This is a genomic window from Lentzea chajnantorensis (genome assembly GCF_054300775.1).
In genome coordinates this window covers 4,998,227-5,022,605 of the sequence record NZ_JBSDZT010000002.1, presented here as the reverse complement: position 1 = coordinate 5,022,605, position 24,379 = coordinate 4,998,227, and the positions used below count along the sequence as shown (strand labels likewise).

Here is a 24,379-nt window from a genome sequence, read left to right as displayed (position 1 = left end):
TCCGCCCGGGCAGGACGGTCGGGTCAGGAGGCCGACAGGGCGGCCAGTTCCGTGAGCGGGAGCTCCAGCGGTTCGTCATCGGGCAGGACCAGGGTCGCGTCGCCGATGCGGCGCGTCGTCCGGGTGACCCCGATGGCGAGCTGTCCGTCGCGGGTGTCCGCGCGGGTCGTCACGACTCCGGCCGGGGTGTCCAGGCGCAGCACCTCCTCGTCACCGGCGGTGAACCGGGACAGGACGGTACCCGCGGTGCGGGCGGCGGCGGTGAGGGCGACGCTGCCGGTGACGGCCAGCGCGGGGTGGGTGCGGCCCATGGACATCATCCGCACGGTCACGTCCGAGCGGCCGGGGCGGCCCGCGCTGACGAGAGCGATCTTCGGGGTGGCGCGGGCGGCCTGCTCGGCCTCGGCGGCGAGGCCCATGCGCACGGCGGCGGTGCGGCGGATGCGGTCGAGCCGGTCCAGCAGGTCCGGCTGGGCGTCGAGCGCGGCCGGGGACGCCTCCCCGTTCGCGCCGAGCTCGTCGGCGGGCACGAGGACGACCGGTGCTCCGGCGTCGAGGAGCGTGACGCGGACGCCGTCCACCACGTCGACGGCGTTGCCGGTGGGCAGCAACGCACCGGTCGTGCGGCCGGCCGGGTCGACGAACCACAGGTGCACGCCGAGACCGGGCTGGGCGACACCGGGGATGCGGTCGGTGCCCCGTTCGGTGACACGGCCCGCCGGCGTCGGCACGTCGACCACGATCAGCTGGCCGGTGTTGGTGTTGTTGATCCGCACCGTCGTCACGTCTCCGGTGGGCGTCACCCAGCCGCGGCGCAGCGCGTACGGGCCGACGACGGCCGAGCAGTTGCCGCAGTTGCTCGTCCAGTCCACGCGCCCGTCGGCGATGCCGATCTGGGCGAACGTGTACTCGACGTCGATGCCCGGCCGATCGCTCCGCGCGAGCACCACGGCCTTGCTGGTCGTGGACGTCGCCCCGCCGACACCGTCGACCTGGCGCGGGTCGGGGCTCCCGTACAGCCGCAGCAGGACCTCGTCCACGCTGCGACCGGGCACCGCCAGCACATCGCGCTCGAACACCCAGCACTTGCTGGTGCCTCCGCGCATCCACGTCGCCGGTATCTCTCGCACAGCCACTCCTTCGCGGGCGGTGGCAACACCGCCGTGACAACCGGGGAATGACGGCAACCGTGACGTGCGCTGAGGTTGAACACAATCACGAGAATCTGCATACCCGTGAAGTATTGCTTCACGCTCAATCGGCCCAATCAACGCCCAAGGATCAGCATCAAGACCGAAAAACGCTGTTCGAACACTATGGGTAGCCTGAAGCACAGCTGTACGGAAGTCATCGCACAGTGAAACGACCGCATCGAACTTTTCTGCCGAGGAGCGCCCCATGCTGGACGTTCGACGCCTCGCACTGCTCGCCGCCGTGGTGGACACGGGCTCGATGACCGCCGCTGCGGAACAGCTCGGCTACACGCCGTCGGCGGTCTCCCAGCAGCTGCGCCGGCTGGAGGTGGAGGCCGGTCAGCCGCTGTTGCACCGGCAGGCCAGGGGCGTGCGGCCCACCGAGGCCGGAGCGGTGCTGGCCGGTCACGCCCGCCACGTGCTGCGCCGGCTCAGCGCCGCCGAGGCCGACCTCGCCGAGCTGGCGGGCCTGCGCCGCGGCACGATCGCGGTGGGCGTGTTCCCGACCGTCGCGAGCGCGCTGCTCCCCCAGGTCGTCAGCCGGTTCCGCCGCCAGTACCCGGACCTGCGCCTGGACGTGCGCAGCACGCGGTTCGACGAGCTGGTCGAGCTGCTGGAGAACGGCACGGTCGGCATCGCGCTGCTGTGGGACTACGCGTGGAACCGGGTCGACGTGCCGGACATCTCGCTGACGCCGCTGCTGGACGACCCGACCGTGCTGGTCGTCGCCGCCGACCACCGCCTGGCGCGCAAGAGGTTCACCACCATGGCGGAGCTCGCCGACGAGGAGTGGATCGTGCGCGCCCACGACCACCCGGTCGCCGAGGTGCTCGAACGCAGCTGCCGCGCGGCCGGGTTCACCCCGCGGATCGCGTTCGAGGCCAACGACTACCAAGAGGCGCAGGCCATGGTCAGCGTCGGCCTCGGCGTCGCGCTCGCCCCCAGGACCGCGGTGCGCAACCCGAACCCGGACGTCCGCGTCCTCGCACTGGGCAGCGACGTGCCGGCCCGCCGGGTGCTGCTCGCGCACCGCCAGGACCGGCTCCGCGCACCGGCCGAGCTCGCGATGCACCAGTTGCTGGTCGACGTCGCCCGCGAGTACCAGACCAAACCCTGACGCCGCCGCCTCACGAGGCGGTCAGGGCTGCGCGCCGGTCACGCCGAAGGTGCCCGGTCGCGGGCTCAGACCGTGATCAGACACCCGTGGTCGTCGCGGGCGGCGGCGTCCTCGTCGTCGAACCAGTGGCCGTCGGAGCCGAGGTAGCGGAAGCGCAGGGTGGTGCCCCGCGGGACGACGACGGCGGCGGTGCGGCGGCCGTTGGACCGGGCGCGCAGCTCGGTCACGCCCGGCGTCCAGCCGTTGAAGTCGCCGACCACGCTGACGGGTCCTGACGGCTCGTGCCGGGGCAGCGCCCAGGTCACCCGCACTTGCTGGTCCTTCGCAGGCACGATTCGGATCATCGAGACGTCGGTCCTCTCAGGCTTTCCGGTCTTTGTGCCGTGACAGCCTGTCGAGGAGTGCCGCGTCTGACGAGCCGACGCGCCCGAGTGGACAGTCGCTGGATCGGGTGGTTCGTCCGCCGGGCACGGCGCTCGCCGAGCAGCGGTGTGATCATCGCGGCGAGCAGCAGCTCGGCGATGTCACCGCCGTAGTACATGATCTCCGCACCGGTGCGGACCTCGGCGGCGGGTGCGTCGACCCGGGTCCAGAAGCCGCCGTAGAGCAGCTGGGAGACCACGGCGTGCACCGCGATGGCGCAGCCGAGGTAGACCAGCCGGGTGCGGACGCCGGGTCGGGCCGGAGCGGGGTCGGGGCCGGCGATCACGTGGGCGAACAGCAGCCCGGCGGCGAGGAAGTGCGCGTGCAGCAGCCAGTGCCCCGCCGGGTCGGCGGTGATCACGTTGTACAGCGACGTGAAGTAGAGCGGCACGAGACTGCCGGTGCTCAACAGGAACGCGACCGCCGGTCGTACCGCGAAACGTGCCGGCGGGCTGTGCAGCACCGCGACGAGCCGACGCGCCGCACGGACCGGCAGCGTTCGCAGCAGCAGTGTGACCGGTGCGCTCAGCACGAGTGCCAACGGCGCGTACATGCCGATCAGCAGGTGCTGCGCCATGTGGCCGCGGAAGTCGGTGTGTGCCCATGGTGCGACCGGCGGCAGCAACGCGACGGCCAGCAGGGCGATGCCGCCGAGGAACCCGGCTGTGCGCCACGGGCTCCACCCCAGGACCGGGTTCGACCGTCGAGCGCGGCCGACGAGCAGCAGGTAGACGACCGCGCACGACAACAACGGGACGATGGGCAGCCACGCGCCGATGCTCGGACCGTGAGCGTGGTGGTCCATCAGGAGTCACGCCGACTGCGTTGCAGCAGATAGCCGCCCACGACCAGAACCGCGCCCAGGGCCAGGAACGCGAGGTCCCACCACAGCTGGTGCGGCCCGCCGCGCACGTGGTGCACGCCGAGGAGGTGGTGGTCGAGCACGCCCTCGACGAGGTTGAACGTGCCCCAGCCGACCAGGACCCACCCCCACAGCGCGCGGGAGGTCCACGTCCCGCGCCGGTTCTCGGTGACCCTGGAGTGCAGGACGGCCAGCCCCAGCAGGACCGCCAGCCAGCAGACCGTGTGGAAGATGCCGTCCCACGCGGTGTTCATCCGCAGCCCGGAGACGGTGTCCGGGTCGTAGAAGTCGATTCCGGCGTTGTCGGTGTTCGTGCTGCTCAACATGTGGTGCCACTGCAGGAGCTGGTGCAGCAGGATGCCGTCGGCGAACCCGCCGAGGCCCACCCCGAGCAGGATTCCGGGGGCTTTCAGGCTCGTCCGCTGTTCGACGGTGGTCACCTGGGCCATCCGTTCGACCGGGCTTCTTCGTCGAAGATCGGTGCTCTCGTCATGGCTGCCACTCTGGTGGCCCCCCACGCCGCCGCGTAAGGGGCCACTTCGAGCCGGTCAGGAACGCAGGCTCCACTGCTGGTTCGCCGCACCGTTGCAGGTCCAGAGGATGATCCTGGTGCCGTTCGCGGTGGCCGCGCCGTTGGCGTCGAAGCACAACCCGGACTGCACGCCGGTGATCGTGCCGTTCGCGTTGACGTTCCACTGCTGGCTGGTCTGGTTCGCGCAGTCCCCGATCACGACCGCGGTGCCGTTGCCGGTGCCGCCGCCGCTCGCGACCAGGCACTTGGTGCCGTACACCTGCAACTGCTTGGCCGAGGTGAGGGTGAAGCGCTGGTTGGTGTTGCCGTGGCAGTCCCACAGCTGGGCCGCGGCGCCGTTGGCCGTGCTCGCGCCGTTGATGTCGACGCACCGGCCGGACTGGCCGCCCACGATCGTGCCGCTCTGCTGGCTGCCGCCGCCCTGGCGCCGCACCAGCGACTTCGACTCGGCCGACCGGACGCCCTGCGCGTCCACGACGAACAGCCGGTAGTCGCCGTTGGTGGCCGGGACGTCGATGGTCGTCGCCGTGCCACCGGCCCTGGTCATCGTCGGTCCCACCGCGAAGTTCGTGGTGCCGGAAGGCGCCAGCCACACGGTCCTGGTCGCGTCACCGGTGCTGCGGATCGGGATCGAGGCCGTGCCCGCGCCGACGAACGTGCTGGCGGGCAGCGCGTAGTCGGGCCGGGAGAGGTTGGCGGCGGGGACGATGTCGCGGTAGGCGTCCTCCAGGCCGGAGCGCACGGCGATGCCGTAGGCCGCGGCCGGCCACACGTAGTCCGAGGACACCAGGATGTCGTGGATGGTGCTGTTGGGCAGGACCTTCTGCGAGACCTTGTTGATCGGCCCGTAGGTCTGCGTGATGCTCAGGTCGTGCTTGCGGCCGAAGTCGTCGGAGTTGACCAGCCAGGTGACGTTCTTGTCGACGCTGAGCACGTTGTCGCGGAAGGTCATGAAGGCCGACCCCTCGTCCGGGTGCAGGCCGTACTTGTGCCCGGACGGGACGCCTTGCAGGTAGTTGTCCGTGATCGTGGTGCCCGGCTGGCTGCCCAGCGTGTAGATGGGCGCGGTGTCGTTGAGCCGCTGCACCGTGTCGATGATGTGGTTGTGGCTGACGGTGTTGTTGCGGGCCGTGGTCGTCGGCCGGTTCGGCGCGATGGAACCCGATGAGCCGTCGAAGTTCCACCAGCCCCAGCCGAGCGTGATGCCGTTCCACGGCGCCTTCTCGATGCGGTTGTGCTGCACCGTCAGCGTGTCCGCGAAGTAGGCGGAGATCGGGCTGTGGCCGTTGAACAGCACCGCGCTGTCGTAGAGGTAGTTGTTCTTGATCTCGATGTTCTTCGGCAGGCCCTCGGCCTGGGCGGTGTACTTCTCGCGGTTGGACGAGGTGTGGTCGCCGATGTAGACGTGCTGCGGGTGGCCGACGACGATCGCGGACCCGGCGACGTCGTTGGTGACGTTGCCGACCAGCTGGGTGTTCAGCACGTCGTTGACCATGCTGATGCCGTCGACGCCGGTGTGTTGGACCCTGTTGCGCAGCAACGCGATGCCTTCGGCGTTCTCCAGCTGCACGGCGCCGGGTGCGGTGTCGACGTTGCGGTAGTAGTAGACGTGGAAGTTGCCCTTGGCGTAGGCGGTGTTGCCGAGGTTGCCCTGCTGGGCCTGCTTGAACGACGACCCGGCCACGGTGAACAGGTTCCAGTCCGAGTGCTGCACGGTGATGCCCGAGAACGTGATGTTGCGCGCGCGGTTGGCCGTGGAGGTGCCCGCGATCCGCAGCAGCGTCGAGACGTTGTTGGGCGCGAAGACCGACGCGGTCGCCATGTTGTCGGAGTCGGCCTTGTAGTAGAACACCGTCTGGCTCGACCGGTCGAAGTAGAACTCGCCCGGAGCGTCGAGGAACTCGTAGGCGTTCATGAACTTGTGGCTGCCGCCCGACTGGAAGTTGCCGTTGAACGCGCCCTGGGCGATGGCGCCGCCGGGCTGCTGGAACAACGCCACCCGGCTCGCACCGTCGCTGCTCGTGGTGATCTGGCGGACGCCGGCGATGGCCGTCGTCCACGTCGTGGCGGTCTCGATCTCGATGTCGGCGGGGTTGCGGGTGATGGCGGGCAGGTCGCCGGGGTTGTAGCGGGCGCCGTCGCACTGCGAGCCCGACTCCCACGCCCACGGCGCCTGCCCTGCGGTCACGGTGTAGGTGCCGTAGCAGCCCTGCGAGCTGATCGTCTTGGTGGCCATGAAGGCGCGCTTGTCGTTGACGTACAACGCCCGCAGCTTGTTCGCGCGGCTGAGCGGCGCCTTCCAGATGTTGCCGCTGTGCTGCGTCCAGCCGGTCACCGGCACGCCGCCGCTGAGCACCGGCACCTCGTCCTGGTACGCGGAGTACAGGACCCGGTGGCCGTTCGTGCCCGAGTCGCCCGGCGTGAACTCGACGGTGCTCGTGACCGGGTAGTTCCCGCCGCGCAGGTACACCTGGATGTCGCCGGACATGTTCGCGTTCACCGCGCGCACGGCGTCCCGTGCACGCGGCAGCGTCCGGAACGGCGCCGTGAGCGTGCCGGGGTTGGAGTCGTTCCCGTCCGGTGCGACGTAGAACGTCTCCTGCACGGCGGCGGAGGCGCGGAGCTGACCTGCCGAGGCCGGCAGCAGTGCGGCGGACACCAGCACCGCGAGGGCGACCAGCGACCTCGCGGCGTTCACGGCTGTGCTCCCCATGCTCTCCCCTTCGCTCACCCCGCGAACCGGCCGGGAGCCACCCGCGGATCACCGCCACCTTCCAGCACGCCGGGCGCGGGCGGGCAGCCGATGGCAGATATCTGCCACGATTGTGAGCGCTAACGTTTTAGCAAGGGCCGGATGGAGCACGGCACCGCGCTAGTGGCTGTTGAGCAGGCGAGATCTGCGCGACAGTTTCGATGTGAGCGTTGTGCAACCCGGTGGTCCGCCATCGCTGTGGCGGACCACCGGCGCGTACGGTCACGCCTTCGCGAACGTCTCCGCGAAGATCGGCACCGCGGAGGTCAGCTGCGCCTCGGCCGCCGCCTGCGTGGGACCGAACGCCACCACGACCGTGATGAGCGTGCCGCGGCCCATGACCGCGTGGCACGACCAGTCGATGAGCGCGGGGTCCTCGGTCGTCTCGCAGTAGGCGTAGAAGTCGTCGACGCCCTGCGGCTTGGTGAGCGGGAAGCTCGAGCTTGATCTTGTCGGCGCCGCGGTACTGGGTGCACTGCTGCGCCCAGGTCCGCACCCGCTCGACCAGCGTGGCCGCCGGGCGGTCGGCCGTGGCGTGAACCCGCTGGAACAGGTCCACCCGCCCGTCCCAGGTGCGCGTCCGCGAGACCGACATGCCGTCGGCGAACAGCTCACTGGTCTTGCAGACGAAGGTGACCGGCTCGCCCTCCAGGCCGGGGTCGGTGTCGGTGGCGGGTGTGCTCGACCCGACCTTGCCGCCCTGGGCGTCGAACGCACCGGGCGGGGCGATCGCCGCCTTGGCGCGCAGGTCCAGCTCCGCCGCGGTCGGCGGCGCCGTCGTCGTGGTGGTCGTCGTGACCGGCGGCGCCGCAGCCGGCTCACCACCGCAGGCGGTCGTGGCCAGGGCGGCGATCGCCACGACGGCAGCACAAATGCGCTTCTTCAACTTGTTTCCCCCAGGAGTCACGCGCCCGGCAACGGGCGCACGGAGATGATCTAACCAAATCCGGCACAGCGGTTTCCCTCGCAACCTGGCTTGGCTTGAGCACAGTCAGGGGGTAGCGTCCTGACTATGCCTTCCACTAGTCAGGCTGTCGTCGTCGACGCCGTCCGCACCCCGCTGGCCAAGGGCAAGCCCGGTGGCGCGTACTCCGAGATCCACCCGGTGGACCTGCACAGCGCGGTCCTCAAGGCACTCGTCGACCGCACCGGGCTCGACCCGGCCGCGGTCGACGACGTCATCAGCGGCGCCGTCGGCCAGGTCGGCGAGCAGTCGGGCAACACGGCGCGGTGGGCGGCGCTCGCGGCCGGGTTCCCGGAGTCGGTGCCGGGCGTGACCGTGGACCGGCAGTGCGGGTCGAGCCAGCAGGCGCTGCACTTCGCGGCGCAGGGGGTGCTGGCCGGCGCCTACGACGTGGTGGTCGCGTCCGGGGTCGAGTCGATGAGCCGCGTCCCGATCGGGTCGCAGGCGCTGGGCAGGGACTTCCTCGGGACGAAGGTCGCCGCGCGCTACCCGGAGGGGCTGGTGCCGCAGGGCATCAGCGCGGAGCTGATCGCGCGGAGGTGGGGCCTGTCGCGGGCGCGGCTCGACGAGTTCTCCGCCGAGTCGCACCAGAAGGCCGCCGCGGCGTGGAAGGACGGGCTCTTCGACGCGCAGGTCGTGGCGGTGACCGACCTGGCGGTGGACGAGACGATCCGCCCCGACACGACCGCCGAGGTGCTGGCCGGGCTGCGACCGGCGTTCCGGGCAGAGCACTGGGAGACGCGGTTCCCCGAGCTGGACTGGCGGATCACCGCCGGCAACAGCTCACCGGTCAACGACGGCGCCGCGGCCGTGCTGGTCACCAGCGAGGAGGCGGCGGCGCGGCACGGGCTGCGGCCACGGGCCCGCGTGCACTCGTTCGCCGTCGCCGGCGACGACCCCGTCCTCATGCTCACCGGCATCATCCCCGCCACGCACAAGGTGCTGGCCCGCGCCGGGCTCACGATCAACGACATCGACGTGTTCGAGGTCAACGAGGCGTTCGCGCCGGTCGTGCTGGCGTGGCAGGCGGAGACCGGCGCGGACCCGGCGAAGGTCAACGTCAACGGCGGCGCCATCGCGATCGGGCACCCGCTGGGCGCGTCCGGGGCGCGGCTGATGACGACGTTGCTGAACACCCTGGAGCAGACCGGCGGCCGGTTCGGGTTGCAGGTCATGTGCGAGGCGGGCGGACTCGCCAACGCGACGATCATCGAGAGGGTCTGACGGTGGACCGGACGCGCACCTACGGCTGGAGCGACCCGCGGCTGCTCGCCCGGGCGGCGAGCGAGCTGGACGGCGCCGAGTTCCTCAAGAAGATCGGCAGCGGCGACCTGCCCGCTCCCCCTGCCGCCGAGACCACCGGCCTGAGAATGGCCGAGATCGGTGACGGGTACGCGCGGTTCGAGCTGACACCGGCCGAGTGGCACTACAACCCGATCGGCTCGGTGCACGGCGGTGTCCTGTCGACGCTCGCCGACACCGCGCTCGGATGCGCGGTGCACAGCAGGCTGCCCGCGGGCACCGGCTACACCTCGCTGGACCTCACGATCAAGTTCACCCGCCCGGCCACGCTCGGCAGCGGCACGCTCACGTGCGAGGGCCGGGTGGTGTCCAGCGGGCGCCGCACCGCCACGGCCGAGGGCCGCGTCACCGACGCATCCGGCCGCGTGATCGCGCACGCCGTCACGACGTGCCTGCTCCTCGGTTGATCCGCACCTGCAACCCCTCCGGCGTGAGCGACCCGGCGCCGGAGGGGACGACGTGCACGCTCACCGGTTCGCCGGTCTCGGCGGCCACCACCTGCAACGGGCCGTCCTCGCGCAGGTAGGTGTCGCCCCACTGCATGAGGGCGACGACCACCGGCAGCAGCGCGTTGCCCATGTCGGTCAGCACGTACTCGTACCGCGTGCGCGCGCCGGGCTCCCGGTACGGGCGTTTGGCGAGCACGCCGGCCTCGACCAGTTCCTTGAGGCGCTTGGCCGCGACGGCCTCGGTGATGCCCACGCGCCGCACGAACGCGTCGAACCTCGTCGTGCCGTAGAAGGCCTCGCGCAGCAGGAGGACCGCCGACTTCGTGCCGATGACGTCCAGCGCCAGCGCGATCGAGCACCGGTCCGGCTGCCACTGGTCCAGCGCGGCCAACGGGCCCTTCATCTGCATGGGCATGCAGGGAGCCTACACCTGGCTAGTGTCGGACATACCCAGCTCGGCGGGGCGGTCCGCCAGCGTCGCGACCAGGAACGGCAGGCACAGCGCGAGGACCTCGTCCGGGGTCTGCACGTGCGGGTAGTGGCCGGCGCCCTCGATGACGGCCAGCTCGCCGCGACCCCGGGGCAGGCCGGCGAGCACCTTCTCCCCCTCGGCCCGCGGGTCGGCCCAGTCGGGGTCGGCGTCGCCCATGACGACGAGCACCGGGCAGGTGACGTCGGCCAGCCGCGCACCGGCGTCGACGGGGCTGGTCTTGCACATGGCCTGCAACACCCCCATCCGGCCGGGTTCGCCCAGCTTGGCCTCGATGCGCGCGAGCTCCACGGTCCAGTCCGCCGGCTTCACCGGCACCGCGAGGTCGAGGTACCTCGTCCAGCCCGGCAGGCTGCCCGCGATCATGACCTTCGCGAGCTGCGCGTACCCGGCGCGGAAGCGGCGCACCCGCAGCAGCCCGCCCACGTCGAAGGACTGCGCGCGGGTGAACGGCGCGAGCTCCACGACACCGGCGACGACGTCGGGCGCGGTGGCGGCCGCGATCGTGGCCGCACCGCCGCTGATGGACTGACCGATGATCACCGCCGGGCCGCCCAGGTGGCGGATGACGGCCACCAGGTCCCCCGCGATGTCGGTGCGGCTGTAACCGTCCCAGCCGACGCCGGAGTCACCGCAGCCGCGGAGGTCGACGTTCGCCACCCGGTACCCCTGCGCGGCCAGTGCCGGGGCGAGGAAGCGGTAGGAGTGGCGGCTGTCGCCGATGCCGTGGGCGAGCACGACGAGCGGCCCCTGCCCGATCAGGTCGTAGGCGAGGGTGTTGCCGTCGATCTCCAGGTGCTCGGTCACGCTGTTCTCCAGAGCCTCGGCTAATGTCGTTAGCCAAAAGCTAATGCCATTAGCCTGCGTTGTCAAAACCCGGCGGTCCCGGCCTGCTTCGTCGACTACGCTCCGCCCGTGAAGCGACTCATCGCGGCCGTCCTGTGCCTGGCAGCGGCCGCCTGCACCACCCCGGCTCCGGACGCCACACCGCCTTCGACCGGGGCGTCCAGCGGCGCGCCGACGACCGTGCCGACGACCGTGCCGACGTCCGCCGGTGATCCGCAGGCCATCTCCGCCGCCTTCGAGACCTACCGGGAAGCCGCGCTGACCAAGGACGGCGCCGCCGCCCTCCCCGTGCTGCTGAGCAACACCTTCAAGATCTACGACGGGATCAGGCGGGAAGCGGTCACTGGCACCGAGCAGACGGTCGCGACCCAGCGGCCGAGCGCCCGCCTCCTCACGTACGCGATGCGCGCCGAGCTCGACCACGCCGTGCTGCGCACCGGCTCGCCGCAGGACCTCGTGAAGACGATCATCGACCGGGGTCTGGTCAACGCGGACGACGCCCGCGACATCGCGCTGAGCCGGCCGACGATCCACAACGGCGTCGCGCTGGCCCGCTACGCCGTCCGGGGCGAGCAGGCGTCGGGCATGATCGGCTTCGGCCTCGAGGACGGTGTGTGGAAGTTCGACCTGCCGGCCCTGTTCGACCTCTCCGACCTGGCGTTCAACCAGCAGAAGAACCGCGAGGGCCTGACCTCCGAGCAGCTGGTCGACCAGCTGCTGACCACCAGGTACGGAGCAGCCAGGGCCGCGAAGCTCCGCACGCCGCTCGGCGCCTGACCGCGCGACTGGAGGATCATGGCCGGCATGAGCGAGAACGCCCGCCCGCTGCCGTCCAAGGTGGACCTCGGTGACCTGGACCGCCGGATCATCCGGTGGTGGCAGGACAACGACGTGTTCGCCCGCAGCGTCGAGCAGACCGCCCAAGGGCCCGCGTGGGTGTTCTACGAGGGACCACCGACCGCGAACGGCATGCCGGGCACACACCACGTCGAAGCGCGCGTGTTCAAGGACGTGTTCCCGCGCTACCGCACGATGAAGGGCTGCTCGGTGCCGCGCAGGGCCGGGTGGGACTGCCACGGGCTGCCGGTGGAGCTGGCGGTCGAGAAGGAGCTCGGACTGTCCGGCAAGCCCGACGTCGAGCGGATGGGCGTCGCCGAGTTCAACGCGCACTGCCGGGAGTCCGTGCTGCGGCACGTCGGCGCGTTCGAGCAGCTCACCGAGCGGATGGGCTACTGGATCGACCTGGCGCACCCGTACGAGACGATGACGCCGGAGTACGTCGACAGCGTCTGGTGGTCGTTGCAGCGCATCCACGCCGACGGCCGGTTGGTCGAGGACTTCCGGGTCACGCCGTACTGCGCGAACGACCAGACCACGTTGTCCGACCACGAGGTGGCGCAGGGGTACGAGACGGTGACGGACCCGTCCGCCTACGTGCGACTCCCCCTCGTCGAGCCGCTGCACGGCATCGACGGCGCCGAGCTGCTGATCTGGACCACGACGCCGTGGACGCTGGTGTCCAACACCGCGGTCGCCGTGCACCCGGAGGTCACCTACGTGGTCGCGCGCACCGGGGACGGCGTGTTCGTGGTGGCCGAGCCGCGGGTCGAGGCCGTTCTCGGCGACGCCGAGGTGCTGGCGGCGCTCACCGGTGCGGAGCTGGCCGGGCTGCGGTACGAGCGGCCGTTCGAGCTCATCGACATCCCCGACGCGCACCGGGTGGTGCTCGCCGGCTACGTGACGACCACCGACGGCACCGGTCTGGTGCACCAGGCGCCGGCGTTCGGCGCCGGGGACCTGGCCGTGGCGAGGGAGAACGGGCTGCCGCTGGTCAACCCGGTCGGGCGGGACGGGCGGTTCCTGGCAGAGGTGCCGCTGGTGGGCGGGACGTTCTTCAAGGACGCCGACCCCGTGCTGGTCGAGGAGCTGCGCCGGACCGGCCGGCTGTTCCGCTACGAGGACTTCGAGCACCCGTACCCGCACTGCTGGCGTTGCCACTGGCCGCTGCTCTATTACGCGCAGCCGTCGTGGTACGTCCGCACGACCGAGGTGCGCGCGGAGCTGCTGCGGGAGAACGAGGCGACGAACTGGTTCCCCGAGCACATCAAGCACGGCCGCTACGGCGACTGGCTGGTCAACAACGTCGACTGGGCGCTGTCGCGGACGCGCTACTGGGGCACGCCGCTGCCGCTGTGGCGCTGCGACGGCGGGCACGTCACGGCCGTGGGCTCGCGGGCGGAGCTGGGGCGGCTGGCCGGGGCTGATCTGTCCACACTGGACCCGCACCGGCCGTTCGTGGACGCGGTCACGTTCGCCTGCCCGGACTGCGGCGAGGTGGCCACGCGGGTGCCGGAGGTCATCGACGCCTGGTACGACTCGGGCGCGATGCCGTTCGCCTCGCTCGGCTACCCGCACCTGCCCGGCAGCGTCGAGGCGTTCGAGGCCACCTACCCGGCGCAGTACATCTGCGAGGCGATCGACCAGACCCGCGGCTGGTTCTACACGCTGATGGCGATCGGCACTCTGGTGTTCGGCAAGTCGCCGTACGAGAACGTCGTGTGCCTGGGCCACATCCTGGCCGAGGACGGCCGCAAGATGAGCAAGCACCTGGGCAACATCATCGAGCCGATCCCGTTGATGGACACGCATGGCGCGGACGCGTTGCGGTGGTTCATGGCCTGCTCGGGCTCGCCGTGGTCGGCACGCCGCGTCGGTGCCGGGCCGCTGGACGAGATCGTGCGCAAGGTGCTGCTGACGTACTGGAACACCGCCTCGTTCTTCAGCCTCCACGCCTCGGGTGCCACGTGGACCGCAGGCTCCGACCGGCCGGTGCTCGACCGGTGGGTGCTCTCCGAGCTGCACGCGCTCGTGGCCGCTGTCGACGTTGCGATGGAGCAGTACGACACCGCGCAGGCCGGCCGGTTGCTCGCCGGGTTCGTCGACGACCTGTCGAACTGGTACGTGCGCCGGTCGCGGCAACGGTTCTCGCGCGGCGACGAGAACGCGCTGACGACGCTGCACGAGTGCCTGGAGGTGCTCACCCGGCTGCTGGCGCCGTTCGTGCCGTTCATCACCGAGGAGGTCTGGCAGCGGGTGATCAGGCCGCACGACCTCGCCGCCGCGGACTCGGTGCACCTGGCCACGTGGCCCGTCAGCGATCCCGCCCGCGTCTCCCCCGAGCTGTCCGCGCAGGTCGCGAGTGCCCGCGTGGTCGCGGAGCTGGGCCGTGCCGCGCGCAAGTCCGCGGGTCTGCGCATCCGCCAGCCGTTGAGCCGCGCGCTGGTCAGCGTTCCGTTGCCGCGGGAGCTGCTCGACGACGTCGGTGACGAGCTCAACGTCAAGGTCGTGCTGCCGCTCGACGCCGCGAGCGAGGTGGTCGACATCGAGGTGCGGCCGAACTTCCGCGTACTGGGCAAGCGGTTCGGCAAGCGCACCCAGGAGGTGGCGGCGGCGATCACGGCCGCGGACCCCCGCTCGTTGGCGGAGGCCCTGCGCGCCACGGGTGCGGCCGAGCTGGCCGGGTCCGTCACGCTCTCGCCGGATGACGTGCTGGTCACCGAGGCGCCGCGCAGCGGTTGGGTCGTGGGTGCGCAGCAGGGCGTGACGATCGCGCTCGACACCGCGCTCACGCCGGAGCTGGAGGCGGAGGGCCTGGCGCGGGACGTGGTCCGGCTGGTGCAGCAGGCCCGCAAGGACTCCGGGTTCGACGTCTCCGACCGCATCGAGGTCGTCCTGACGGCACCCGAGGACGTCGCGGCGGCCGTTCACACGCACCGCGATTTCGTCGAACGCGAAACGCTGGCCGTGTCCCTTCTCCTGCACCCAGGCAAGGAGCTGACCGTCCAACTCCACAAACCCTAGCCCCACCCCGCTTGTTGCAGATGCCGTGGAAGGCAGGGGGTTACGCCCCGCGGGTGGATTTGGGAGCGGGAACGGGACTGCACTAGAAACTGGAACGTGTTCTAGTTAGGCTACAGCGCATGATCGCCACAGTGGTGTGGGGCACGGGCAACGTCGGGCGTGCGGCAATTCGGGCCGTGGAGGCTCATCCTGGGTTGAAGTTGACCGCGGTGGTCGTGCACGACGCCAACAAGGTGGGACGCGACGCCGGTGAGCTTGCTGGAACCGGTTACAACACAGGGATCGTCGCGACCGACGACATCGGCGCGGTGCTCGCCACGGGTCCGCGGGCCGTCGTCTACGCGGCCTCGGGTGACGTGCGGCCGGCCGAGGCGCTCGCCGACATCACCAGGGCGATCGCGGCGGGCGCGGTGGTGGTGACGCCGTCGCTGTACGCGCTCTACGACCACCGCAGTGCACCTCCGGAGCTGCGCGACCCGGTGCTGAAGGCGATAGCTGACGGCGGCGGGTCGCTGTTCGTGTCGGGTGTGGACCCCGGCTGGGGCAACGACGTGCTGCCGTTGCTGATCAGCGGGCTGGGCAGCCGGATCAACGCGGTGCGCTGCCAGGAGATCTTCGACTACTCGACCTACGACCAACCCGACGCGGTGCGGTGGCTGATCGGCATGGGCCAGCCGCTCGACTACCAGGCACCGATGCTGATGCCCACGGTGCCGACCATGGTGTGGGGCGGCCAGATCCGGTTGATGGCCAGGGCGCTGGGCGTGGAGGTCGACGAGATCCGCGAGACCGTCGACCGGCGCGCGCTCGACGAGACGGTGACGACGCGGACCATGGGCGAGTTCGAGGCGGGCACGCAGGGCGCGATCCGGTTCGAGGTGCAGGGGGTCGTCGGCGGCGAGCCGTTGATCGTGATCGAGCACGTCACGCGCATCCACCCGTCCTGCGCGCCGAACTGGCCGATGCCGCCCTCCGGCGACGGCGCGCACAAGGTGATCATCGAGGGCCGGCCGCGCATCGAGGTGTCCGTCGAGGCCGACGACGAGGGCGAGAACCGGTCCGCGGGCGGCAACGCGACGGCGGTCGGGCGGCTCGTGAACGCCATCGACTGGCTGGCCGCGGCGGAACCCGGTCTCTATGACGCGTTGGACGTGCCGCTGCGACCGGTGGCGGGCAAGCTGGGGAGGAGTGCGCGGTGAACGTCGACATCCCGCAGGGCAAGGACCCCATCGGGTACGTGTGGGGCGAGATGGTGCCGGGCATCGGTGTCGCCGCGGCGAACTTCTCGCTCGCTGTCTACCAGCACACCACGCTCGGGCTGCGCGAGTTCGAGGCGGCCCGGCTGCGGACCGCGCAGATCAACGGGTGCCTGTTCTGCCTCGACTGGCGGACCGAGCGCGACGGGCAGAAGGTCGAGGACGGGTTCCTCGACGCGGTGACCCAGTGGCGCACCACCGACGCCTTCGACGACCGCACCAGGATGGCCGCCGAGTACGCCGAGCGGTACGCACTGGACCACCACGGTCTCGACGAGGACTTCTGGTCCCGCATGACCGCGTCGTACAGCCAGGTGGAGATCGTGGAGCTGACCATGAGCATCGGCGCGTGGCTCTCGTTCGGCCGGTTGAACCACGTGCTCGGGCTCGACGCGGTCTGCGTGCTGCCGAGTCAGGTGGGAGCGTCCACGTAGGACTTCACAGACCCGGTCACAGGTCCGTGGCGATGATCTTCTCGATGTTGCGTTCCGCGAGCGCGGTGATGGTGACGAACGGGTTCACCACGGTCGTGCCGGGGATGAGCGACCCGTCGATGACGTACAGCCCCGGATAGCCGTGCAGGCGGCCGTAGGCGTCGGTGGCCCTGCCCAGGACCGCGCCGCCGAGCGGGTGGTAGGTCAGGTGGTCGCCCCAGATCTTGTACACGCCGAACAGGTCGGTCCGGTAGATCGTCCCCTCCTTCGCGTTGATCTTGTCGAAGATCGTCTTGGCGGCGGTGATGGACTTCTCCTTCCACACCGTCTGCCAGTTGAGGTCGACCTTGTTCGTGGCGGCGTTCCAGGAGAACGCGGCGCGGTGCGGGGTCTTGGTGATCGACAGGTAGAACGAGGCGTAGGTCTCGATCCCGGTCGGTAGCGGCGCCACCTCCGCGAACGCTCCCCCGGCCGCCCAGTTGTCGATGCCCAGCGTCGGGATGGACGACTGCAGCGCGCCCGTGGCGTCCCACATGTGGTTGGCCCGGCCGCACATGACGTTGCCGTTGTCACCCCAGCCCTTGCCGACCTCGCCGTTCAGGTTCGGCAGCGCACCGGTGGCCCTCAGCTTCACCAGCAGCTTGCTGGTGCCGACGCTGCCCGCCGCGAAGAACACCTTCGCCGCGGTCACCGACTTGGTCGCGATGACGTCACCGGTGGTGTTGAGCTGCTCGACGGTGACCGCGTAGCCGCCGGTCGTGGGCCGGACCGAGGCGACCCGGTGCAGCGGCGAGATGGTGACCCGCCCGGTCGCCCTGATCTTGGGCAGGTAGGACTTCTGCAGGGACTTCTTGCCGTGGTTGTTGCCGTAGAGGATCTCGCCGGCCAGCGCGGACTTCGGGACGGTGCCCGCCGCCTCCTGTTCCATGTAGCCCCAGTCGTACACGGTGGGCACGAACACGTACGGGAAGTTGCTGCGCTGGGCGTGCTTGCGGCCGACCCGCGCGTACTGGTAGCACGCGGTGCCGTCGAACCAGGCCGGGTTGACGAGCCCGGCGCCGAGCTCGGCGTTGGCCCGCGGGTAGTAGGTGCCGTACATCTCGTCGGCGTTCACGCCGGGCAGCACGTCGCCGAAGGTCTCGCGCCGGGGCGTGACGGCCATGCCGCCGTTGACGAGGGAGCCGCCGCCGACACCGCGGCCCTGGTAGACGGTGATGCCGCCGAACTCCTCGGCGTCGAGGATGCCGGTGTACCTCGGGATCGCCTTGTCGATCGGGAAGCCGAGGAAGTTGCTCAAAGGCTGTTTCGTCCTGGTGCGCAGCCAGAACGAGCGCTGGTCCGGCGTGGTCGTGTTGGCGAAGACCTTGCCGTCGGAACCGGGCGTGTCCCAGGCCATGCCCAGCTCGACCATGTGGACGTCGACACCGGCCTGGGCCAGGCGCAGCGCCGCGACGCACCCGCCGTACCCGGTGCCGATGACGAGCGCCGGAACCACCGCCGCGTCGGCGATCGTGCTCGCCCTGGCCGCCGGTGCGAGACCGGCACCCAGGGCCATGCCACCTAAAATAGAACCTGTTCCAGTCAAGAACGAACGTCGAGAGGGACCCTTGAAACCGTTATCACACGTCATTGTGTGGTTCATGTGATCATCCTCACTCTTGCCGCATGAGAACAAGTTATACCTGCGCTTGTGCGGCAAGTCACTACCTGCTAGTCAGATCGACGGGGCCTTCCTCGACGTCGGAGGGGTCTGGAGAAGTGCGATCAGGCCTTCACGCGGGCCTTTGTCGTCCACATCCGGTACCCGGCCTTCAGCGCCTCGGTCTCGGTCCCGAACATCACGTCGCCCTTCATCCGCCGGTAGTACGGCGAGTCCGGCGTGTGGTAGACCATCGTTCGCGAGTTCCCCTTGACGGGCAACGCTTCCTCGTCATCGGCGGGCACCGTCACCACGGGTTCGTCCGCGACCTGGAGCAGCGGCTGCTGGCGCACGATCGGGTTCTCGGTGCGGGGTGCGGGCAGGGCGAGGCGGGGCTTCGGGGACTCGGCGTGGCGCTTGCGCACGGCCAGCCAGGTGAGCAGGCAGCCGGCGGCGAAGGACGCCAGGCACAGCAGGAACATCTGCGAGAACAACCAGAGCACGGGAACTCCTAGCGGACTACGACGTCGACCTGGCGGGTGGCCGGGTCGTACTCGCCGTCGGGGGCGGGGCGGGTCTCAACGGCGATCAGGGCTGGGGAGACGCCCTGGCCCACGAGCTCGTCGCGGACCATCTGGCCGCGTGTGGTGGCCGTTACCGGGTCGGTGCCGTGGGCGACCAGCGTGACGGAGGCGCGGGGTGCGACCAGGAGCATGCGGCCGACGCGGTGCACGAGCACCGGGCCGTGGCCCTCCCAGGCGGTGGTGCCCTGCACGAACCGGATCGCACCGTTGCCGTTGACCATGCGGCTGATCGAGTCGTGCAGGGCCGCGACGTCCAGGTCGCCGGCGGTGGTGGACGGGCCGATCTCGACGCGGTCGGTGACCCGCAGGCCGTTCGCGGCCTGGCGGATGGCCTCGCGGACCGCGGTGGCACGTTCCTCGTCCGGCACGCGGGCGGCCACGGCGACATGTCCACCGTGGACGGTCGTGGTCACCTCGGACACCCTGGCGGACAACGCGGCCGACACCAGCCGGCCGACCACCGCGGGCGGGATCGGCAGGGTGCCTCCCAGGCGCAGTGCCGCGGTGACCCGGTGACCGGGGGTCTGGACGGCGTCGACCAGCGCGCGGCGTTCCGCGTCGTCGGCGACCGCGCCGGACACCAGGACCTCCGCGCCGCGCACGGCCACGAGCAGTTGCTCGGGGCCGGCCGCGCGGATCTCGGTGGTGGCGACACCGTCCACGTCGGACACCACGGCGCGCACGGCGTCGGCCGCGCGCGGGGCCACCTCGCTGACCACCACCGACCGCCCGTCCACCGCCACGACGCCGTGGTAGCCGGCCTTGGTCAGCGCCGAGCGGACATCGGCGTCGAGCGACCGTTCGACGCCACTGCCGTAGACGAACACACCGGTGGCGGCGAGCAGGGCGGGCACCAGCAGCCCGCCGACCCAAACCGCGTGAGGCAAACGCACGCCGGAGGGCTTACCGGACCGCGCGGCCGAAAAGCCAGCCGCTGCCGTCGTTCGAGCGGAACTTCACCCGGTCAGGTGGCCGAAACGGGGTGGTGGACTCCGCGCACGTCGCCGGTCGTGAAGACGTGCTCAGCCGGTGGCGCGGGCGTTGCACACCGCGGTGCGGTTCGTCCACTTCGGACGTTGAGCGGCTCCTGCTACCGTCGGCGGCGTGTGCCGGTACGCGTTCGCGGGCCACGACTTCACGGCGCCGCGGCGCACGGACGACTCCGGGTGGAGGGCCGTGGCCGCGGCGCTGGCGGCCGGGCTGCGCTACGAGGGCTTCGAGACCTGCGGGTGCGACCGGCGTTCCGGCCGCGCACGGCAGGTCCGGGGACGGCGGCTCGGGGTGGCGGACGCGGAGGCGCTCGCGGCCCGTGCCCCGGCGGACCTGGTCTGACGGACCGGCTCCTCGTGGGTCAGGACGCCTGGTGCTCGGCGAACAGGTCCACCAGGTTCTGCGGCGCGTTCTCCCCGAACAGGCTTTGCAGCAGCTGCTCCTCGTCGACGCCCGCCTCCACGCGCCCGAACATCTTCCGCTCGTACTCCGCCAGCGCCGCCTCGACGTCGTGCGGGTGCGCGGCCAGTGCCTGCGCGAGGTCGGCGCCGTCGAGCATCGCGAGGTTGGCGCCCTCGCCGTCCGGTGCGGCGACGTGGGCGGCGTCGCCGACGAGCGTCACGCCCGGCACGCGCTCCCAGCGGTGGCCGGAGGGCAGGCCGTAGTGGGGCCGCCACAGCGGCGGGGTGTCGGTGTCGGTGATCAGCGCGACCAGTTCGGGGGCCCAGCCGTCGAACTCCCGCGCGAGCGCGGCGGTGGCCGCGGCGGGGTCGGTGAAGTCGAAGCGGTCGAACCACTCCTGCGCTTCGGTGAACATCACGTAGACGTGCAGCGTGCCCCCGCGTTCCCGGTGGGCGTGGATGCCCTTGTTCGGCGCGGCGGCCATCATCATGCCGCCGCCGACCAGTGCGGCGGCGCCCGGGTGGCGGGTGTCGGCGTCGAGCAGGAAGGTCTCGACGGACGACGTGCCCGCGTACTCGGGGGTCGCAGGCGTCAGCAGCGGGCGGATGCGCGACCAGGCGCCGTCCGCGCCGACGAGCAGGTCGGTGGCGATGACGGTGCCGTTGTCGAACGTGACCTCATGGCGGCCGTCGTCGAGGGTGCGCGCGCTGCTGACCTTGTGCCCCCATCGGACAGTGCCTTCGGGCAGCGAGTCGATGAGCAACGTGCGCAGCTCGCCGCGTTGCACCTCCGGGCGGCCACCGGTGCCGTCGTCGGCCTTGTCGATCAGGACGGTGCCGTTGCGGTCGACGACGCGCATGGCCTCGCGGCCCTCCAGGACGATGGCGCGGAACTCGTCCATCAGCCCGGCGGCGGTGATGGCGAGCTGGCCGTTGTAGTCGTGGATGTCGAGCATGCCGCCCTGGGCGCGGGCGGTCGGTGACGGCTCGGCCTCGTAGACCGCGGCCTCGATGCCGTGCACGTGCAGCACGCGGGCGAGGGTGAGGCCGCCGAGACCGGCGCCGGTGATCGTGACGTGCATGGGGTGGACTCCTGATCAGCTCTGGGGTGTACGCCCAGAAGACTGGTGGGAGGCGCTGGCACCGGGCGCACGTGCGGCTGGCAGGGCCTGACAGCCGCTGACGGGCCCTGTCAGCGGGCGACCGCGACAGCATGGCCAGGGCGTGCGCCAGGCTGCTCGGCTGAACACCACCGCGCAACCGGTCAGCCCAGGTCCTCCGCCTGCAGCTCCGCCCGCGACGACACCCCGAGCTTGCGCAGCACCCTGGCCGCGTGCTGTTCCACGGTCCGCGGCGACAGGAACAGCACGTCGGCGATCTTGCGGTTGGTGTGGCCGGCGGCGAGCAGGCGGGCGACCTCCTGTTCGCGCGGGGACAGCTCGTTGCCGTAGCCGCGGCGGCCGCGGCGGGAGGGTTTGCCGCCGCCGATGCTGCGCAGCAGGTGGCGGCACCGGGCGGCGTCGCGGGTCGCGCCCAGCGCGTCGAAGGTGTCCACCAGGGCGGAGAGGACCTCGGTCGCCTTCTCGTGGTCGGTCGGGAGCAGGCAGACGGCCTCGCGTTCGGTCACCAGGGCCGTGAAGTACGGCGCGGGCAGCGCCGCGTAGCGGTCGGCGGCTTCCCGGTAGAGCGTCATGGCGACGTCGAGCTGACCGCGGGCCTCGGCGAGGCGGGCGCGGCACTGGGCCAGTGCGGCCACCGCCATCGGTGCGTCGCGGCCCTCGATGCCGCGGGCGATGTCGGCGATCAGGGTCTCGGCGTCGGTTTCGCGGCCGGCGGCGAGGAACGTGGCCACGGCGACCGGGCCCAGCTCGGTGGCCCACACCCAGACGCCCTTGGCGCGCACGACGGCGAGGCCGCGGTCCACGTCCACGTAGGCGCGGGTGACCTCGTCCTGCGACAGCACCGTCCACGCCAGTGCGGCGCAGCCGGCGATGGCGACCGGGGCGATCGACTCCTCCGGGGCGAACGCGCCGGTCTCGGTGAGGTGGCTGGTGGCCTCCGCCCACTCGCCGCGCGCGGTGGCCAGCGAGCCGAGCACCAGGTTCAGCTCGCTGGCCACCGGGAACAGGTCGCGGTACTCGTCGAGCAGGGTCTGGGCGCGGTCGGCGAGGCCGTCCCAGCGGCCGGTCAGCCAGTCGAGGCGGACGCGGGTGGCCTGGGCGGTGCTCACCACGAACGGGGCGCCGCACTCGGCGGCGAGGCGCAGGCCGTCGCGCAGCAGGTCACCGCACAGGTCGAGGTGGCCGGTGGTGGCCAGCGCGTCGGCGAGGTTGCAGTGGGCGCGGGCGAGCTGGCGCAGTTCGCCGGGGGTCGTGGCGGGGGTGAAGTCCAGCTCGCGCAGCACGGACGGGTCGCCGGTGTGCATCTTCGAGCCGAGCTGGTTGGCGTAGAGCGACAGCCGCAGCTCGGCGTCGCCGGTCGACGCGCGGTGCTCCTCGACGAGGTCCAGCCACGGCATGCACTCGCCGACCGGTGTGGTGCCGAGGTAGGGCAGGCCCAGCACGGCGGCGCCGCGGGCGGCCAGGTCGGGGCGTTCGCCCAGGTCGGCGACGGCGCGTTCGATCTCGACGCGGGCCTCCTCCAGGCCGCCGGCCTGGCGGATCAGCAGCAGGCCGCGGAACAGGCGCACCTCGCCGCGCGCCGAGACGGACAGCCGCCGGTCGGACAGCAGGCGTTCCAGCGCCTCGGTCGGGGCGTGCTGGTCGAGGCCGCGGTGGGCGACCTCGCCGAGCTTGATCGCGAGCCGGTCCACGTCGGCCGCGGGCACGGCCGGGTCGAACAGCAGCCGTTGCAGCAGGGCCGTGGCGGTCCCGGCCTCACCGCGTTCGGCGGCCCGGTCGGCGGCGGCCTCACCGAAGCGCAGCCACTCGGCGGTGTGACCAGCGCGTTCGCTGTGCTCGGCCAGCTGCACCAACGGCAGCGGCTCGACCTGCGACAACGCCTCGACGGCCCGGCTGTGCAGCTGCTGGCGGTCCGGTCCGCTCAACGTGTCGTACACGGCCTGGCGTGCCAGCGCGTGGCGGAAGCCGTAGGTGCGTGCGTCGGCCTCGTGCAGAACGTGGCCCGTCAGCGCGTGGGTCAACGCCGTGCGCACCCGGTTCTCCCCGATGGCGGCCACCGCACCGAGCAGCTCGGCCGTCGCGGGTACCCCGAGCACGGCCGCGGCCTGCACCAGCCGGGTCGCGGTCACCGGCAACGCGGCCAGCCGCTCGGCCATCGCGTCGCGCAGCAGCACCGGCACGTCCACGTGGTCGAGCAGCCGCCGCGCCGTGGCACCGTCGGCGTGCACGGCACCGGCCGGGTTCCGCAGCGCGCGCAGGGTCTCCTCGACGACGAACGGGATGCCCGCCGTGCGTTCGTGCAGCTTGGCCGCGAACTCCGCGGACACCGGCTCGCCGTCGAGGATGGCCGAGGTCAGCGCCCGCACCTCGGCCACGTCGAGCGGCTCGAGCTCCAGCACCGCGCTGGTGGTCCCACCGGGCGGCCGGTACGCCGACCCCAGCGGCACCCCGCCGGGCACGTCCTCGCGCCGGTAGGTGACCACGATCGAGAGGTTCGCGGGCGGGTCGCCCATCAGGAACCGCAGCAGCTGCCGCGACCCGTCGTCGGCCCAGTGCAGGTCCTCCACGACCAGCAGCACCGGCCCGAGGACGCTCACCAGCTCCCGCACCGCGCGGAACACCCGGTGCCGCTCGGCCCGCGGGTCGCCGGTCGGCGGCGGTGGCGGCGGCAGGTGTTCGGCGATCTCCGGCAGCAACGCGCCCAGCACACCGGTCACCGGGCTGAGCCGCGGACCGCGCGCGAGCCGTTCGGCGCAGTCGCGCAACGCCTCCAGCACCGCCCCGTACGGGAACGGCTCCCCCACCGGCTGGCAGTGCCCGATCAGCACGGCGATCGGACCGAGGTCGGAGTCGAGCAGCTCGCGGACCAGGCGGGACTTCCCCACACCGGCCTCGCCCTCGACCATGACCACGGCGGGGTGCCTCGGCACGGCGGCGCGCAGCGTGCCGAGTTGGTCCCCCCGCCCCACGAGCACCGGGGAGCTGGTCCGCACCAGTGCGGCGGGGCCGGGCCGGCGCTGGCTCGGTGTCCGACTCATCCGGACTGATCTTAGGCGAAAGACGGGTATCCCTACGTAGCGATATCCGGATTGTTCGCGGTGCGCACGCGACCGATGGTGATCCGCACGTGGCCGCCCACTCCCTGCCGAGGCGGCCCAGAACG

Annotated in this window: 21 protein-coding genes; 9 read left to right on the top strand and 12 right to left on the bottom strand. The window is 71.5% G+C overall.

Annotated elements, in window-relative coordinates; all coding sequences use genetic code 11:
* Positions 1-23: 23 nt before the first annotated feature.
* A complete protein-coding gene (locus tag ACVDFE_RS24835; RefSeq protein WP_458432052.1) occupies positions 24-1,130 on the bottom strand; it encodes a PrpF domain-containing protein in 1,107 nt (368 codons plus the stop codon).
* Positions 1,131-1,398: 268 nt separating this feature from the next.
* Between ACVDFE_RS24835 and ACVDFE_RS24830 the strand changes: the two genes are divergently transcribed.
* The gene (locus ACVDFE_RS24830; RefSeq protein ID WP_360388550.1) at positions 1,399-2,310 is read left to right on the top strand and encodes a LysR family transcriptional regulator; all 912 of its coding nucleotides are present in this window, start codon (positions 1,399-1,401) and stop codon (positions 2,308-2,310) included.
* 65 nt (positions 2,311-2,375) lie between these two features.
* On the opposite strand, the gene ACVDFE_RS24825 is transcribed toward ACVDFE_RS24830, so the two are convergent.
* The 4 genes from ACVDFE_RS24825 to ACVDFE_RS24810 form a co-directional block, all read right to left on the bottom strand.
* Entirely contained in the window at positions 2,376-2,642 is a 267-nt protein-coding gene (locus tag ACVDFE_RS24825) for an isoamylase (RefSeq protein ID WP_458432051.1), read from the bottom strand.
* A gap of 8 nt (positions 2,643-2,650) precedes the next feature.
* The gene (locus ACVDFE_RS24820; protein WP_458432050.1) at positions 2,651-3,538 is read right to left on the bottom strand and encodes a cytochrome c oxidase assembly protein; all 888 of its coding nucleotides are present in this window, start codon (positions 3,536-3,538) and stop codon (positions 2,651-2,653) included.
* Positions 3,538-4,035: a DUF2243 domain-containing protein gene (locus tag ACVDFE_RS24815; RefSeq protein ID WP_360388558.1), complete on the bottom strand. Its 498-nt coding sequence runs from the start codon at positions 4,033-4,035 to the stop codon at positions 3,538-3,540. Before ACVDFE_RS24815 ends, ACVDFE_RS24820 begins: the two co-directional genes overlap by 1 nt.
* Positions 4,036-4,143: 108 nt before the next feature.
* Positions 4,144-6,840, bottom strand: coding sequence for a ricin-type beta-trefoil lectin domain protein (locus tag ACVDFE_RS24810; protein ID WP_360388561.1), 2,697 nt, complete (start codon positions 6,838-6,840; stop codon positions 4,144-4,146).
* 611 nt (positions 6,841-7,451) lie between these two features.
* Between ACVDFE_RS24810 and ACVDFE_RS24805 the strand changes: the two genes are divergently transcribed.
* From ACVDFE_RS24805 to ACVDFE_RS24795, 3 genes are all read left to right on the top strand, one after another.
* Entirely contained in the window at positions 7,452-7,814 is a 363-nt protein-coding gene (locus ACVDFE_RS24805; protein WP_458432049.1) for a hypothetical protein, read from the top strand.
* Between the two features lie 77 nt (positions 7,815-7,891).
* The gene (locus tag ACVDFE_RS24800) at positions 7,892-9,067 is read left to right on the top strand and encodes a thiolase family protein (protein ID WP_458432048.1); all 1,176 of its coding nucleotides are present in this window, start codon (positions 7,892-7,894) and stop codon (positions 9,065-9,067) included.
* A gap of 2 nt (positions 9,068-9,069) precedes the next feature.
* On the top strand, positions 9,070-9,552 hold the full coding sequence (locus ACVDFE_RS24795; protein ID WP_360388569.1) for a PaaI family thioesterase: 483 nt from the start codon (positions 9,070-9,072) through the stop codon (positions 9,550-9,552).
* On the opposite strand, the gene ACVDFE_RS24790 is transcribed toward ACVDFE_RS24795, so the two are convergent.
* Together ACVDFE_RS24790 and ACVDFE_RS24785 are read right to left on the bottom strand one after the other, a co-directional pair.
* Complete coding sequence (locus tag ACVDFE_RS24790; protein WP_360388572.1) at positions 9,527-10,009, bottom strand: winged helix-turn-helix transcriptional regulator; 483 nt, start codon at positions 10,007-10,009, stop codon at positions 9,527-9,529. The two genes, ACVDFE_RS24795 and ACVDFE_RS24790, sit on opposite strands and share 26 nt — an antisense overlap.
* Positions 10,010-10,018: 9 nt before the next feature.
* Complete coding sequence (locus ACVDFE_RS24785; RefSeq protein WP_458432047.1) at positions 10,019-10,891, bottom strand: alpha/beta fold hydrolase; 873 nt, start codon at positions 10,889-10,891, stop codon at positions 10,019-10,021.
* A gap of 108 nt (positions 10,892-10,999) precedes the next feature.
* Between ACVDFE_RS24785 and ACVDFE_RS24780 the strand changes: the two genes are divergently transcribed.
* The 4 genes from ACVDFE_RS24780 to ACVDFE_RS24765 all read left to right on the top strand — a co-directional run bounded on the left by ACVDFE_RS24780 (position 11,000) and on the right by ACVDFE_RS24765 (position 16,481).
* On the top strand, positions 11,000-11,707 hold the full coding sequence (locus tag ACVDFE_RS24780) for a hypothetical protein (RefSeq protein ID WP_458432046.1): 708 nt from the start codon (positions 11,000-11,002) through the stop codon (positions 11,705-11,707).
* Between the two features lie 27 nt (positions 11,708-11,734).
* Complete coding sequence (gene ileS, locus ACVDFE_RS24775) at positions 11,735-14,791, top strand: isoleucine--tRNA ligase (protein ID WP_458432045.1); 3,057 nt, start codon at positions 11,735-11,737, stop codon at positions 14,789-14,791.
* Positions 14,792-14,910: 119 nt separating this feature from the next.
* Positions 14,911-15,990, top strand: coding sequence for an NAD(P)H-dependent amine dehydrogenase family protein (locus ACVDFE_RS24770; RefSeq protein WP_458432044.1), 1,080 nt, complete (start codon positions 14,911-14,913; stop codon positions 15,988-15,990).
* Complete coding sequence (locus ACVDFE_RS24765; protein WP_458432043.1) at positions 15,987-16,481, top strand: carboxymuconolactone decarboxylase family protein; 495 nt, start codon at positions 15,987-15,989, stop codon at positions 16,479-16,481. The genes ACVDFE_RS24770 and ACVDFE_RS24765 overlap by 4 nt, the downstream gene beginning before the upstream one ends.
* A 16-nt stretch (positions 16,482-16,497) precedes the next feature.
* Here ACVDFE_RS24765 and ACVDFE_RS24760 read toward each other — a convergent pair whose 3' ends face one another.
* From ACVDFE_RS24760 to ACVDFE_RS24750, 3 genes are all read right to left on the bottom strand, one after another.
* A complete protein-coding gene (locus tag ACVDFE_RS24760) occupies positions 16,498-18,036 on the bottom strand; it encodes a GMC oxidoreductase (protein WP_458432042.1) in 1,539 nt (512 codons plus the stop codon).
* Between the two features lie 209 nt (positions 18,037-18,245).
* Complete coding sequence (locus ACVDFE_RS24755) at positions 18,246-18,623, bottom strand: sunset domain-containing protein (protein ID WP_360388589.1); 378 nt, start codon at positions 18,621-18,623, stop codon at positions 18,246-18,248.
* Positions 18,624-18,631: 8 nt separating this feature from the next.
* Positions 18,632-19,597: a hypothetical protein gene (locus ACVDFE_RS24750; protein ID WP_458432041.1), complete on the bottom strand. Its 966-nt coding sequence runs from the start codon at positions 19,595-19,597 to the stop codon at positions 18,632-18,634.
* A 211-nt stretch (positions 19,598-19,808) separates the two neighbouring features.
* Between ACVDFE_RS24750 and ACVDFE_RS24745 the strand changes: the two genes are divergently transcribed.
* Positions 19,809-20,036: a hypothetical protein gene (locus ACVDFE_RS24745; RefSeq protein ID WP_458432040.1), complete on the top strand. Its 228-nt coding sequence runs from the start codon at positions 19,809-19,811 to the stop codon at positions 20,034-20,036.
* 19 nt (positions 20,037-20,055) lie between these two features.
* Here ACVDFE_RS24745 and ACVDFE_RS24740 read toward each other — a convergent pair whose 3' ends face one another.
* Together ACVDFE_RS24740 and ACVDFE_RS24735 are read right to left on the bottom strand one after the other, a co-directional pair.
* Positions 20,056-21,177, bottom strand: coding sequence for an FAD-dependent oxidoreductase (locus tag ACVDFE_RS24740; protein WP_360388594.1), 1,122 nt, complete (start codon positions 21,175-21,177; stop codon positions 20,056-20,058).
* Between the two features lie 182 nt (positions 21,178-21,359).
* Positions 21,360-24,254 (bottom strand): ATP-binding protein, encoded by a 2,895-nt coding sequence (locus ACVDFE_RS24735; protein WP_458432039.1) that lies wholly within the window; start codon positions 24,252-24,254, stop codon positions 21,360-21,362.
* Positions 24,255-24,379 lie beyond the last annotated feature (125 nt).

Bases quoted from the DNA above. Each gene is read 5' to 3' on its own strand.
- ACVDFE_RS24770 (WP_458432044.1), top strand. From the start codon at position 14,911: ATGATCGCCACAGTGGTGTGGGGCACGGGCAACGTCGGGCGTGCGGCA.
- ACVDFE_RS24800 (WP_458432048.1), top strand. From the start codon at position 7,892: ATGCCTTCCACTAGTCAGGCTGTCGTCGTCGACGCCGTCCGCACCCCG.
- ACVDFE_RS24830 (WP_360388550.1), top strand. From the start codon at position 1,399: ATGCTGGACGTTCGACGCCTCGCACTGCTCGCCGCCGTGGTGGACACG.
- ACVDFE_RS24760 (WP_458432042.1), bottom strand. From the start codon at position 18,036: ATGGCCCTGGGTGCCGGTCTCGCACCGGCGGCCAGGGCGAGCACGATC.
- ACVDFE_RS24820 (WP_458432050.1), bottom strand. From the start codon at position 3,538: ATGGACCACCACGCTCACGGTCCGAGCATCGGCGCGTGGCTGCCCATC.
- ACVDFE_RS24740 (WP_360388594.1), bottom strand. From the start codon at position 21,177: ATGCACGTCACGATCACCGGCGCCGGTCTCGGCGGCCTCACCCTCGCC.
- ACVDFE_RS24810 (WP_360388561.1), bottom strand. From the start codon at position 6,840: ATGGGGAGCACAGCCGTGAACGCCGCGAGGTCGCTGGTCGCCCTCGCG.
- ACVDFE_RS24735 (WP_458432039.1), bottom strand. From the start codon at position 24,254: ATGAGTCGGACACCGAGCCAGCGCCGGCCCGGCCCCGCCGCACTGGTG.
- ileS (WP_458432045.1), top strand. From the start codon at position 11,735: ATGAGCGAGAACGCCCGCCCGCTGCCGTCCAAGGTGGACCTCGGTGAC.
- ACVDFE_RS24790 (WP_360388572.1), bottom strand. From the start codon at position 10,009: ATGCCCATGCAGATGAAGGGCCCGTTGGCCGCGCTGGACCAGTGGCAG.